Origin of the sequence: Streptococcus parapneumoniae (genome assembly GCF_037076355.1) — a bacterium.
Taxonomy (GTDB): Bacteria; Bacillota; Bacilli; order Lactobacillales; family Streptococcaceae; genus Streptococcus; species Streptococcus parapneumoniae.
The window spans coordinates 1,330,776-1,342,951 of the sequence record NZ_AP026968.1 but is presented as its reverse complement, the minus strand read 5'-3'; the positions used below and the strand labels follow the sequence as shown (position 1 = coordinate 1,342,951).

13 protein-coding genes and 1 pseudogene are annotated in these 12,176 nt (G+C 39.8%); 10 read left to right on the top strand and 4 right to left on the bottom strand.

Features of this window, described 5'->3' with window-relative positions; translation table 11 throughout:
* Window positions 1-55 precede the first annotated feature (55 nt).
* From SP4011_RS06975 to SP4011_RS06960, 4 genes are all read right to left on the bottom strand, one after another.
* Window positions 56-676, bottom strand: coding sequence for a histidine phosphatase family protein (locus SP4011_RS06975; protein WP_338618472.1), 621 nt, complete (start codon window positions 674-676; stop codon window positions 56-58).
* Window positions 676-1,158 (bottom strand): aminoacyl-tRNA deacylase, encoded by a 483-nt coding sequence (locus tag SP4011_RS06970; protein WP_338618471.1) that lies wholly within the window; start codon window positions 1,156-1,158, stop codon window positions 676-678. Before SP4011_RS06970 ends, SP4011_RS06975 begins: the two co-directional genes overlap by 1 nt.
* Window positions 1,158-2,000, bottom strand: coding sequence for a DUF368 domain-containing protein (locus SP4011_RS06965; protein ID WP_338618469.1), 843 nt, complete (start codon window positions 1,998-2,000; stop codon window positions 1,158-1,160). The genes SP4011_RS06970 and SP4011_RS06965 overlap by 1 nt, the downstream gene beginning before the upstream one ends.
* Before the next feature lie 94 nt (window positions 2,001-2,094).
* Window positions 2,095-2,895 (bottom strand): GH25 family lysozyme, encoded by an 801-nt coding sequence (locus tag SP4011_RS06960; RefSeq protein WP_001231220.1) that lies wholly within the window; start codon window positions 2,893-2,895, stop codon window positions 2,095-2,097.
* 143 nt (window positions 2,896-3,038) lie between these two features.
* Here SP4011_RS06960 and glmU point away from each other — a divergent pair, with 143 nt between their 5' ends.
* From glmU to SP4011_RS06910, 10 genes and pseudogenes are all read left to right on the top strand, one after another.
* Complete coding sequence (glmU, locus tag SP4011_RS06955; protein ID WP_338618468.1) at window positions 3,039-4,418, top strand: bifunctional UDP-N-acetylglucosamine diphosphorylase/glucosamine-1-phosphate N-acetyltransferase GlmU; 1,380 nt, start codon at window positions 3,039-3,041, stop codon at window positions 4,416-4,418.
* A 9-nt stretch (window positions 4,419-4,427) separates the two neighbouring features.
* Window positions 4,428-4,973 carry an NUDIX hydrolase gene (locus tag SP4011_RS06950; protein WP_338618466.1) on the top strand — a complete coding sequence of 182 codons (546 nt, stop codon included), beginning with the start codon at window positions 4,428-4,430 and terminating at the stop codon, window positions 4,971-4,973.
* An 11-nt stretch (window positions 4,974-4,984) separates the two neighbouring features.
* Complete coding sequence (macP, locus tag SP4011_RS06945) at window positions 4,985-5,299, top strand: cell wall synthase accessory phosphoprotein MacP (protein WP_000517865.1); 315 nt, start codon at window positions 4,985-4,987, stop codon at window positions 5,297-5,299.
* A 16-nt stretch (window positions 5,300-5,315) separates the two neighbouring features.
* Window positions 5,316-6,008 (top strand): 5'-methylthioadenosine/adenosylhomocysteine nucleosidase, encoded by a 693-nt coding sequence (locus tag SP4011_RS06940; RefSeq protein ID WP_338618465.1) that lies wholly within the window; start codon window positions 5,316-5,318, stop codon window positions 6,006-6,008.
* Between the two features lie 76 nt (window positions 6,009-6,084).
* Entirely contained in the window at window positions 6,085-6,576 is a 492-nt protein-coding gene (gene rocS, locus SP4011_RS06935) for a chromosome segregation protein RocS (protein ID WP_023932717.1), read from the top strand.
* Window positions 6,577-6,673: 97 nt separating this feature from the next.
* A complete protein-coding gene (locus tag SP4011_RS06930) occupies window positions 6,674-7,264 on the top strand; it encodes a 3'-5' exonuclease (RefSeq protein WP_176139732.1) in 591 nt (196 codons plus the stop codon).
* An 8-nt stretch (window positions 7,265-7,272) separates the two neighbouring features.
* Complete coding sequence (locus SP4011_RS06925) at window positions 7,273-9,036, top strand: glycerophosphodiester phosphodiesterase (RefSeq protein ID WP_338618461.1); 1,764 nt, start codon at window positions 7,273-7,275, stop codon at window positions 9,034-9,036.
* A gap of 325 nt (window positions 9,037-9,361) precedes the next feature.
* Complete coding sequence (locus SP4011_RS06920; RefSeq protein WP_338618460.1) at window positions 9,362-10,285, top strand: Rpn family recombination-promoting nuclease/putative transposase; 924 nt, start codon at window positions 9,362-9,364, stop codon at window positions 10,283-10,285.
* A gap of 191 nt (window positions 10,286-10,476) precedes the next feature.
* A complete protein-coding gene (locus tag SP4011_RS06915; protein WP_338618459.1) occupies window positions 10,477-11,499 on the top strand; it encodes an Rpn family recombination-promoting nuclease/putative transposase in 1,023 nt (340 codons plus the stop codon).
* Window positions 11,500-11,877: pseudogene (locus SP4011_RS06910) on the top strand (hypothetical protein); the annotation flags it as partial.
* Between the last annotated feature and the right edge of the window lie 299 nt (window positions 11,878-12,176).

Sequence of the window (12,176 nt, the reverse complement as noted above, 5' to 3'; positions counted from 1 at the left end):
TTTGTTTCAACTGACTATATCTCCTATTGTTCTAGTTCAGAAGACTAGGCTATAATTATGATTGATAGGAAGTATCATTCCACGTATCGAGAGTGAATGTTTCAAAATCATGGGTTTCTAGAATGGTTAGGCTGGCATTTGCTAGACCGCCCTCTTTACGAAGAAGTGGTTCTTTATAACCTAGAAGAGTACGAAGACTAGCAGTAAGATTAGCACCGTGACCGACAATTAGAATACGCTCAGCTGGACTATCTTTTAATGATTTGATAAATTGGATAGTTCGTTGTGTTGTGCTATAGAGGGATTCGGCTCCGAACATTTGAGTGTCAAATTGAGCAAGATTTGAACGAAAAGCCTGGATTTGTTGCGGGTAAATAGCTTCCAAGGTTGCAATCTTTAAACCTTCTAACTTCCCCAGTTGCCATTCACGGAGATTCGGAACACTTTCTAAAGGACAGGGTGTCTTGAGTTGACTTTGGATAATCTCAGCAGATTTGACCGCTCGAGGTAAATCACTTGCATAAATCTGATTAAAAGGAATTTCCTTGAGATATTGGCCAAGTCGTTTTAGGGTTTCAATGGATTCAGGAAGAAGGGGAGAATCTCCACTAGCACCTTGAAAACGACCTTCTTGGTTCCAGACAGTACGACCGTGGCGGACAAAGTAGAGTTTCATTACTTGCTGTCCTCCAAAATATCGGCAAAGTCTGCCTTTACAAAGCTAGCCAAGTCTTGTGGCGAGACGATAATGCTGTGACCGACCTCTCCTGCAGAAACAATCATTTGATTCAAGTCGAGAGCGATTTTATCGATAAAAATGGGGTAATTATGTTTTTGACGAATACCAACAGGATTATTGGCTCCATGAATATAACCAGTTGTTTTTTCCAAGTCTTTTTGTGGAATCATGCTCACTTTTTTATTGCCAGAAATTTTAGCTAGTTTCTTTTCAGACAAGTGTTGGGTGATAGGGACAATTCCGATAATCGGTCCTGTCTTGTCTCCCAGAAGCGCCAAGGTTTTGAAAATCTGATCTCGTCCATAACCTTGAGGCAGCTCTCCTTCCAGGGCATTGATTTGAATTCCCTGATGTGGGATACCTGCTTTAGACAGGATTTGTTCCACCAATGTTTTTTTGATTTTAACTTTTTTTGCCATTATTTATATTTATCCTCCAATTGACTCATCCAAATACCAAGCCAGATTCCCAGTGCAAAGAAGAAGGCGATGATGACATAACCGACAAGTGAAAGTCCTGTGTATTGGATACTTTCAGCGTTTCCTGCATTTGGAATCAATATTAAAAGGGTACTTGATAGGACGATACCGATGATGAAATGATAGACGCGTGAGTGGTAGTTGTTTAAGGCATAATCCATCAATTTTGAAAAAGCGATGAGAGTTGCACCTGCACCAATTCCAATCGGGAAGAAGGTTCCCAAGAGGTCAAAGGTTTTAAAACCAGTCAACATGGGAGCATAGAGACCCAAAATCAAAAGTAGATTTGATGGACTGAGGCCAGGCACCAATACGCCAAGAGCCAGCAGTGCACCTGCTAGGACCAAATTAAGAAAGCTAGCACTTAAGGTTCCAACGACAAAATTTAAGGCATAGAGTCCTAGTCCAGAAATGATAAAGGTTGTCCAGAACCAAGCCAAATCAATCTTGTCTCTGTCAGATTCTCGAGTTGATTCTTTGAGGAGGCTAGGAACCGTACCAATGATGGCACCCGCAAAGCTCCATAAGACAAAGACCTGATAATTTTCAAGCAGGTATTCAATCGGGTAAGAAAATAGGCCAATTCCCAGAAGCATACCGATGGCAACTGGAATAAAGTACAAAACATTTTCTTTAAAGTCTTTAAAAGGGTGGGCAAGAAAGCCAATCATCCGTTCATAAATTCCTAAGATTGCTGCTAGAACCCCTCCGGAAATTCCCGGTAAGATAAATCCAAGAGCAATCACAATCCCTTTAATAATGCGCGCTAACCATGAGAGCATATAGTTCCTCCAACTATTTCTATTTCAAAAAATCCTTACTATATTGTATCACAATCAAACACAAAAAGAAAAAGCAAATGATAAACAAATGCTTTTAAGGTTTTAAAAAGATTTTTCTAAAGGTTTCTTCTTTGTTTTTTAAGGGAGAGATGACGTTGATATCCAAATCGTGGTCAAAGCCGGCAATTTTTCCTTTAGATGTGTATTGGTGAATGTCATAATCTAAGTCAGTTTTAGGACTGCTCTCCAAAAATCCTGAGTTAGAGCCGTAGGACGGAATCCAAACAGAGGTAAACTTGCCTGTATCAATACTATGTTCTTCCATGAAATAGACCCCAACGTAGATTCCGATGTTTTTAGCACCTAGTGATGCTAGTTTTGCTCGAAAGGCTTCAACACCCTCGTTCATATTGGACATGGTTTTGTCTTCTACGTCTAGCCAGTAGTAACTAGGGCTGTAAGGAGAGGCTGCATTGTAGAAAACCTCAGCGGCTTTTTCCATTTCTTGGACACTTTTTCCAGCTACATAAGCGTAGACAGCAACTGGGACATTCCGCTTTTGAAGTTCAGTGATATGACTTTTATAGGCCTTGTCTATTCCATTGATAAAGGAAGCATCATTTTCTTTTGTCGTTTGAGCGCCACTATGGACGCGAACAATAGCGCCTGAAATATTTTGTGAGAGGGCGTCATAGTTGATTTCCTCAGGACGCTGCCAGCCAGAGAGGTCAATAATCGGTTTGTCTAAGTGTTTCAAAGCCTGTGCTTCAATCTGCGCTATGTTGGATTTTGTTTTAAACGATTGGTTGTCATTAAGTGGGCGATTGATGATTAAAATGAAAATTATGATCCCAAAAAAACTAAATAAAATAAGTGGATGAATTTGTTTTCTCATATCTTATAATTCTACCCTAAAAATCAAAAAAAATCAAAAAAATGGGTTAAAGAAGAGACTTTGGAGCATTTTTTCATTCAAGGGCGCGGAATGATTTGAAATATGGTATAATAAAAGGGAATTTCTACAGAAAAGAGAAGATTATGTCAAATTTTGCCATTATTTTAGCAGCGGGTAAAGGGACTCGCATGAAATCTGATTTGCCAAAAGTTTTGCACAAGGTTGCGGGTATTTCTATGTTGGAACATGTTTTCCGTAGTGTGGGAGCTATCCAACCTGAAAAGACAGTAACAGTTGTCGGACACAAGGCAGAATTGGTTGAGGAGGTCTTGGCTGGACAGACAGAATTTGTGACTCAATCTGAACAGTTGGGGACTGGTCATGCGGTTATGATGACAGAGCCTATCTTGGAAGGTTTGTCCGGTCACACCTTGGTCATTGCAGGAGATACTCCTTTAATCACTGGTGAAAGCTTGAAAAACTTGATTGATTTCCACATCAATCATAAAAATGTGGCCACTATCTTGACTGCTGAAACAGATAATCCTTTTGGCTATGGGCGAATTGTACGTAATGACAATGCTGAGGTTCTTCGCATTGTTGAGCAGAAGGATGCTACAGATTTTGAAAAGCAAATCAAGGAAATTAACACTGGAACTTACGTTTTTGACAACGAACGTTTGTTTGAGGCTTTGAAAAATATCAATACCAACAATGCTCAAGGTGAATACTATATAACTGATGTCATCGGCATTTTCCGTGAAGCTGGTGAAAAAGTTGGAGCCTATACTTTGAAAGATTTTGATGAAAGTCTTGGGGTAAATGATCGTGTGGCTCTTGCGACTGCTGAGTCGGTTATGCGTCGTCGCATCAATCATCAACACATGATCAATGGTGTTAGCTTTGTCAATCCAGAAGCAACTTATATCGATATTGATGTTGAGATTGCTCCCGAAGTTCAAATCGAAGCCAATGTTACCTTGAAGGGGCAAACGAAAATTGGTGCTGAGACTGTTTTGACAAACGGTACTTATGTAGTGGACAGCACTATCGGAGCAGGAGCGATCATTACCAATTCTATGATTGAGGAAAGTAGTGTTGCAGACGACGTGACAGTCGGTCCTTATGCCCACATTCGTCCAGGTTCAAGTATCGCTAACCAAGCACATATTGGAAACTTTGTTGAGGTGAAAGGTTCTTCTATCGGTGAGAATACCAAGGCTGGTCATTTGACTTATATCGGAAACTGTGAAGTGGGTAGCAAGGTTAATTTCGGTGCAGGAACCATTACAGTCAACTATGATGGCAAAAACAAATACAAGACAATCATTGGCAACAATGTCTTTGTTGGTTCGAATTCAACCATTATTGCGCCAGTTGAGTTAGGTGACAATTCTCTTGTTGGTGCTGGTTCAACTATTACTAAAGACGTGCCGGCGGATGCTATTGCTATTGGTCGCGGTCGTCAGGTCAATAAAGACGAATATGCAACACGTCTTCCTCATCATCCTAATAATCAGTAGGAGCCTATCATGGAATTTGAAGAAAAAACGCTTAGCAGAAAAGAAATCTATCAAGGACCAATATTTAAACTGGTCCAAGAGCAGGTTGAATTACCAGAAGGCAAGGGAACTGCCCAACGGGATTTGATTTTCCACAATGGAGCTGTTTGTGTTTTAGCAGTAACGGATGAGCAAAAACTTATCTTGGTCAAGCAGTACCGCAAAGCTATTGAGGCTGTCTCTTACGAAATTCCAGCTGGAAAATTGGAAGTAGGAGAAAATACAGACCCTATTGCAGCAGCTCTGCGTGAATTAGAGGAAGAAACAGCTTATACAGGAAAATTAGAACTCTTGTACGACTTTTACTCAGCCATTGGCTTTTGTAATGAAAAGTTAAAACTATACCTAGCGAGCGACTTGACAAAGGTGAAAAATCCGCGTCCACAGGATGAAGATGAGACCTTGGAAGTCCTTGAAGTGAGCTTAGAAGAAGCCAAGGAATTGATCCAATCAGGTCATATTTGTGATGCCAAGACAATTATGGCTGTTCAGTATTGGGAATTGCACAAAAAATAGAGGAGGTCAGCATGGGTAAACCTTTATTAACGGATGAAATGATTGAAAGAGCTAATAGAGGCGAAAAAATTTCAGGTCCTCCTTTGCTAGATGATAATGAGGAGACTAAGATTTTACCAACCTCTTCTTCCCGTTTTGGTTATGCCAATCCTAAGGATCATGGTTTTAGCCAGGAAACCTTGAAGATTCAGGTCGAACCGTCTATTCATAAAAGCCGTCGCATTGAAAATACCAAGAGAAATGTCTTCAATTCTAAGTTGAATAAGATTTTATTCGCAGTCATCTTTCTCTTGATTTTGCTTGTCTTAGCAATGAAACTTTTGTAATAGAAAAGGAATTGAAATGAAAATAGGAATTATTGCGGCAATGCCAGAAGAACTGGCTTATTTGGTCCAGCATTTAGAAAATGCCCAAGAGCAAGTTGTCTTAGGAAATACCTATCATACAGGCACCATTGCCTCGCATGAAGTCGTTCTTGTAGAAAGTGGAATTGGTAAGGTCATGTCTGCTATGAGTGTGGCGATTTTGGCTGATCATTTCCAAGTGGATGCTTTGATTAACACGGGATCTGCTGGAGCAGTAGCAGAGGGTATCGCTGTTGGGGATGTTGTAATTGCTGACAAGTTAGCCTATCATGACGTGGATGTTACAGCTTTTGGCTATGCTTATGGGCAAATGGCGCAACAACCGCTTTATTTTGAATCAGATAAAACTTTTGTTGCCAAAATCCAAGAGAGTTTATCTCAATTGGATCAAAACTGGCATCTTGGTTTGATTGCTACAGGAGATAGTTTTGTCGCAGGAAATGATAAGATAGAAGCGATTAAGTCTCATTTTCCAGATGTTTTGGCTGTTGAGATGGAGGGGGCAGCTATTGCTCAGGCAGCGCATGCTCTTAATCTTCCAGTTTTAGTCATTCGAGCTATGAGTGACAATGCCAACCATGAAGCAAACATCTCTTTTGATGAGTTTATTATCGAAGCTGGACGTCGCTCTGCCCAAGTCTTATTAGCCTTTTTGAAGGCCTTAAATTAAGCGAAAATTTGACAGTTTTTCTAGCTTATGATAAGATTTAAGTAAAGAAAAGCTAGAAAACGTTTCAGAGGATATTATGAGTATTGAAATGACCGTCAGTGAGATTGCAGAGGTCTTAGGATTATCTCGCCAAGCAATCAATAACCGTGTCAAAGAATTACCAGAAGAAGACACAGATAAAAATGACAAAGGGGTAACAGTCGTTACCAGAAGTGGCTTGATTAAGCTAGAAGAAATCTATAAAAAAACGATTTTTGAAGATGAGCCTGTCAGTGAAGATGTCAAGCAACGTGAACTGATGGAGATTCTGGTTGATGAGAAGAATGCAGAAATTCTTCGTCTCTATGAACAATTAAAAGCCAAGGATCGTCAGTTAGCAGAAAAAGATGAGCAGATGCGCATCAAAGACCGTCAGATTGCTGAGAAAGATAAACAACTGGATCAGCAGCAACAATTGACCCTTCAAGCAATGAAGGATCAAGAAAATCTTAAGCTAGAGCTGGACCAAGCAAAAGAAGAAGTCCAATCCACTAAGAAAGGCTTTTTTGCTCGTTTATTTGGAGGATAATCAAGGAGCTGTTTAGGTTATGTGCTAACCTGATGGCTTCTTTTGTTTGTGAATAGTATAGTTGATTAGAACAGAGATAGTATAGGAGAGGTAGAAAATGGAACGATTAGAAGATTACATTGCTTTTGACTTAGAATTTAATCAGCACGAAGGACAAACACACTTGATTCAAGTATCGGCAGTGCGTTTTAGAGATAGTCAGGAAATCGATGCCTATGATTCCTATGTCAATACCAGTGTTCCCTTAAAAAGTTTTATCAATGGTTTGACTGGGATTACAGCCGAGACTCTAAAAGATGCTCCCCCAGTGGAGGAAGTCATAAAAGAATTCCAAGAGTTTGTGGGTTCTTTGCCGATGATAGGCTACAATGCTGTTAAAAGTGATTTGCCTATTCTAGCAGAGCATGGTTTAGACTACAGCCAGCAGTACAAGGTGGATTTGTATGATGAAGCTTTTGAACGTCGTAGTTCAGATTTACATGGTATTGCCAATCTCAAGTTGCAAACTGTTGCCTCATTTCTTGGATTTCAAGGACAGTCCCATAATAGTTTAGAGGATGCTCGGATGACGGCGCGTGTTTACGAGTCCTTCTTAGAGTCAGATCAAGCTAGAGAATTGTTAGAGACAGAAAGTAGCTTATCAAACAATCCTTTTGGAGGCTTGGACTTATCTCAATTATTTGACTAGGAGTGCCTATGAAACCTGAAAAACCTAAAAAATTGGGTTTTAAACAGATTTACCTCAATCTTGATAAAATCCTCTTTCTCTTTTTCTTAATTTTTATGATAGTGGAGTATTTGTGGGTCCCATTCAATTCATGGTTGGCTAGCTTCTTATTAGATCAGACAGGTTATCTTTTTATTTCCTATAACAATGTCTTAGCCATCCTCACTCATTCTCCATTGATTAGTCTAGCTTTTTTGGCCTTGATCATCATTAACCTGCTGGTCGCTTATTTTCAAATAGGACTCCTCTTTATTGGTGCTCGTCATCTCCTCTATCATGAAAAGCGAAGGCTAATTGAGTATATCCGCAAGGTTTTCCATGAAAGTTTTGGATTTATGAAAAAGCTAACTTGCGCCAAAGCCTTGTTTATCTTTTTCTATATAGCTATGCTTTTTCCTTTTATACGGAAAATGCTGAAGATTTATTATCTCAATAAAATCGTCATTCCAGAGTTTATCCAAGATTATTTAGAAGATAAATATTGGATGTGGTGGCTGAGCATCCTACTTCTATCTCTTATCTTTCTCTATGTCTCTGTCAGATTGATGTTTGCCCTTCCGAAGATTGTATATGATCAGCTGACTGTTCGAGAAGCAGTGATGTTTAGTTTGGAGAAAACCAAGAAGAGAGTTGCTTTTTATGCTTGGAATTTATTTTATATCTTGCTCAAGGCAAATTTATTATTTTATCTTCCTTTGATTCCTTTGTTATTGGCTCAAACTTTGGTAGATGACATCACTCAGAGAGAGTCTCTGATTCTTGGTATTTTGAATTTTGTTGTGATTAAAAATCTTTATTATATGGCTCTGACTTACTTTTTGGTTAAATTTGTTTCATTTTTGACAGGAAAGGAGCTGGATATGCTTCCTAGGAGAGAAAAAGATCACATCATGCGATGGGGAGTCATGATTTGTGCCAGTCTTTTCTTTGCCTTAGAAGGTTATATTTATCTGGAGACTCCCATGGTTCATTTACCTCAGCTTATTTCTCACCGAGGGGTTTCCAATGCAAATGGGATTCAAAATACAGTAGAGTCCTTGGAAACTACAGCACAACTCAAACCAGACTTGGTAGAGACGGACGTGCAGGAGACAAAAGATGGGCAGTTTGTCATGATGCATGATGCTAACTTGAAAAATCTAGCAGGTATCAATAAAAGTCCTCAAGACTTAAACTTGGAGGAGCTTAAAGGGATTGATATTTTTGAAAATGGCTACCAGACTAAAATTTCAAGCTTTGAAGATTATCTCAGTCGAGCCAACGAACTTGGTCAAAAATTACTAATTGAAATCAAAACCAGTAAAAAAGATAGTCCAGACATGATGGACCGCTTTTTAGCCCGTTATGCTGCAAAGCTCAAGATTTATGGACATCAAATCCAATCTTTAGACTACCATGTTGTCGAAAAAGTAAGACAGTATGATGCCGAACTGCCAGTTTATTTCATCATGCCCTACAATTCTGTCTTTCCTAAAACAAAGGCGACAGGATATACTATGGAGTACTCGACCTTGGATGAATATTTTGTAAGCAAACTATGGACAACGGACCAGAAACTTTATATCTGGACTGTCAATGATTCAGAAGCTATCAGCAAATCTCTTCACTTAGGAGTAGATGGAGTGATTACAGATGATTTGGAAAAGGTTCAGTGGGAAATAGAAGTAGCCCAAGAAGATCCAGAATATACGGATTTGCTCTTGAAAAAAGCTTTGGAATTCTTTGAATTTTAGTAATAAAAAAGAGGAACGGTTGTTCCTCCCATGATAGGTAAGTATTCTTGTGAATGCTTGCTTTTTTGTGGTTGCAATTCGTTTACGAGAATTGTTTGTATTGTTCTTGTTTCAATTGATTTTATGGTGCTTTGAAGTTGGAATGCTACACTATAACTTCTAAAATAGTACTAGAAATTGGAAAGTTTCCTTTATTCTATATATCCATTAGAAAGAATTGATTAAAAATTAGGAGACTTTTAATTTCTTTTCCGAATAAATAGATAGAAGCATCAAATCTAGCAAATTAGATTAAAAAATGTGCTATAATGAAAGGAGAGGAAATATGACTGTACGTCATCCGGGCATCAGCCCGACCAACGATTTGGTTGCTAAGAAAATTTTCAGCAACCCAGAAATCACTTGTCAATTTATTCGCGATATGCTGGACTTGCCAGCAAAAAATGTAACTATTTTAGAGGGAAGCAATATTCATGTACTACCTTCTTTGCCTTATTCAGCCCAAGATTTCTATACTAGCATAGATGTCTTGGCGGAGTTGGACAATGGAACCCAAGTTATCATCGAAATTCAGGTACATCATCAGAATTTTTTCATCAATCGCCTGTGGGCTTACCTATGCAGTCAGGTCAATCAAAATCTTGAAAAAATCCGTCAACGTGAAGGAGATACTCACCAGAGTTACAAACATATCGCTCCTGTCTACGCCATTGCAATTGTGGATAGCAACTACTTCTCGGACGATTTAGCCTTTCACAGTTTTAGTATGCGAGAGGATACGACAGGTGAAGCCTTAACCATCACAAATAATGGACAAGAAAACCACCTAGTCAAGATGGCATTCTTGGAATTAAAAAAATACAGAGAAACCAGCAAAGACGAGGTTCGCAAGCCGTGGTTGGAGTTTTTTGGCAACAAACCCTTTACTCAGCAACCTGAGCGAGCCATCAGTCAAGCAGATCAACTGCTGGACTACAAGAGCTGGTCCGAGGAGGACAGGAAAATGTTTAGTCAACTACGTATGCGAGAAGAACAAGCCTTGTTAGCGCAGGACTATGCTTTGGAAACTGCTAGGGCAGAAGGTATTGAAAAAGGTTTAGAGCGTGGACTTGAACGTGGGAAAGCTGAAGGTAGTTTGTCTATGCTATTAAATCTCGTTCGCCAAGGTCTTCTAACACCTGAGGTTGCAAGTGAGCAATTAGGCATGACCGTCGCTGAGTTTGAAGCATTGTTGGCAAGACATGAGTGAGAAATCTGTAAATATTATACGATATGAAAACAATTAAAAAGAATAGCTAAATTTCTTGATGGAAAAGAGATTAGCTATCTTTTTTGTTAGGAAAGTTTGAACTTTTCACTTTCTTTTCCGAATAAATAGATAGAAGCATCAAATCTAGTAAATTAGATTAAAAAATGTGCTATAATGAAAGGAGAAAAAATATGACTGTACGTCATCCGGGCATCAGCCCAACTAACGATTTGGTTGCTAAGAAAATCTTTAGTAATCCAGAAATCACTTGTCAATTTATTCGCGATATGCTGGATTTACCAGCCAAAAGTGTGACCATTTTGGAGGGAAGCAATATTCATGTCTTGCCCTCCTTGCCTTACTCAGCGCAGGATTTCTATACCAGTATAGATGTCTTGGCAGAGTTGGACAATGGAACCCAAGTTATCATTGAGATTCAGGTACATCATCAGAATTTTTTCATCAATCGCCTGTGGGCTTACCTGTGCAGTCAGGTCAATCAAAATCTTGAAAAAATTCGCCAGCGTGAAGGTGATACCCACCAAAGCTACAAACACATCGCACCAGTTTACGCAATCGCAATTGTAGATAGCAACTACTTCTCGGACGATTTGGCTTTTCACAGCTTTAGTATGCGAGAAGATACGACAGGTGAAGTCTTAACCATCACAAATAATGGACAAGAAAACCATCTGGTTAAGATGGCATTCTTGGAATTAAAAAAATACAGAGAAACCAGCAAAGACGAGGTTCGCAAGCCGTGGTTGGAGTTTTTCGGCAACAAACCCTTTACCCAGCAACCTGAGCGTGCCATCAGCCAAGCAGACCAACTGCTAGACTACAAGAGCTGGTTCGAGGAGGACAGGAAGATGTTTAGTCAACTACGTATGCGTGAAGAACAAGCATTGTTAGCGCAGGACTATGCCTTGGAACAAGCTGAGGAAAAAGGGTTGGAACGTGGTCGTGCAGAGGGTATTGAACAAGGTTTAGAGCGTGGACTTGAACGTGGCCGTGCAGAGGGGATTGAACAAGGCATCGAAAAAGGTTTAGCACAAGGACTTGAACGTGGACGAGCTGAAGGCATCGAACAGGGATTAAAAGTAGGTTTAGTAAATCTAGTACGTCAAGGTCTTCTAACACCTGAGGTTGCCAGCCGGCAGTTAGGCATGACCGTGGCTGAGTTTGAAGCGCTATTGAAGAACCATCATAAATAAGACCTAAAAAAATACAGAGAAACCAGCAAAGACGAGGTTCGCAAGCCATGGTTGGAGTTTTTCGGGAATAAACCCTTTACCCAGCACCCCGAGCGAGCCATCAGCCAAGCAGACCAACTGCTGGACTATCAGAGCTGGTCCGAGGAGGACAGGAAGATGTTTAGCCAACTACGTATGCGAGAAGAACAGGCCTTGTTAGCACAGGACTATGCTTTGGAACAAGCAGAGGAAAAGGGCTTAGAACTTGGACTTGAACGTGGGAAAGTCGAAGGAAGTTTGTCCATGCTACTAAATCTAGTTCGTCAAGGTCTTCTGACTTCTGAGGTTGCCAGTCAGCAATTGGAAATGACTGTCACTGAGTTTGAGACATTGTTGTAAAATCAGCACTAACATTCAGGAAAATCATCTGGTCAAGATAGGGTTCTTGGAACTAAAAAGACAGGCAAGCGTTTTTGCTTTAGTCTCTTTATCATTTATCTCTCCTTTGGCTTCTATTTATTTGCAGGAATTTTGGAGAGACTTTGGGTATGATTTTGCTATCGGCCTTTCTCTTTGCTTCTTTCCTATATTTATCTGTGCTTTTACGAGTCAGGCTATGGCTGATTTTTGTCATGGTTAGTCTACCTCTGCTACTTGACAAAGCTGGGAGAGCCTACATCAAGTGATTTGGGATAGGA

What these genes read in the sequence shown, in the direction of transcription:
- SP4011_RS06975 (WP_338618472.1), bottom strand. Translation starts at nt 676, where the DNA reads ATGAAACTCTACTTTGTCCGCCACGGTCGTACTGTCTGGAACCAAGAA.
- SP4011_RS06970 (WP_338618471.1), bottom strand. Translation starts at nt 1,158, where the DNA reads ATGGCAAAAAAAGTTAAAATCAAAAAAACATTGGTGGAACAAATCCTG.
- SP4011_RS06965 (WP_338618469.1), bottom strand. Translation starts at nt 2,000, where the DNA reads ATGCTCTCATGGTTAGCGCGCATTATTAAAGGGATTGTGATTGCTCTT.
- SP4011_RS06960 (WP_001231220.1), bottom strand. Translation starts at nt 2,895, where the DNA reads ATGAGAAAACAAATTCATCCACTTATTTTATTTAGTTTTTTTGGGATC.
- glmU (WP_338618468.1), top strand. Translation starts at nt 3,039, where the DNA reads ATGTCAAATTTTGCCATTATTTTAGCAGCGGGTAAAGGGACTCGCATG.
- SP4011_RS06950 (WP_338618466.1), top strand. Translation starts at nt 4,428, where the DNA reads ATGGAATTTGAAGAAAAAACGCTTAGCAGAAAAGAAATCTATCAAGGA.
- macP (WP_000517865.1), top strand. Translation starts at nt 4,985, where the DNA reads ATGGGTAAACCTTTATTAACGGATGAAATGATTGAAAGAGCTAATAGA.
- SP4011_RS06940 (WP_338618465.1), top strand. Translation starts at nt 5,316, where the DNA reads ATGAAAATAGGAATTATTGCGGCAATGCCAGAAGAACTGGCTTATTTG.
- rocS (WP_023932717.1), top strand. Translation starts at nt 6,085, where the DNA reads ATGAGTATTGAAATGACCGTCAGTGAGATTGCAGAGGTCTTAGGATTA.
- SP4011_RS06930 (WP_176139732.1), top strand. Translation starts at nt 6,674, where the DNA reads ATGGAACGATTAGAAGATTACATTGCTTTTGACTTAGAATTTAATCAG.
- SP4011_RS06925 (WP_338618461.1), top strand. Translation starts at nt 7,273, where the DNA reads ATGAAACCTGAAAAACCTAAAAAATTGGGTTTTAAACAGATTTACCTC.
- SP4011_RS06920 (WP_338618460.1), top strand. Translation starts at nt 9,362, where the DNA reads ATGACTGTACGTCATCCGGGCATCAGCCCGACCAACGATTTGGTTGCT.
- SP4011_RS06915 (WP_338618459.1), top strand. Translation starts at nt 10,477, where the DNA reads ATGACTGTACGTCATCCGGGCATCAGCCCAACTAACGATTTGGTTGCT.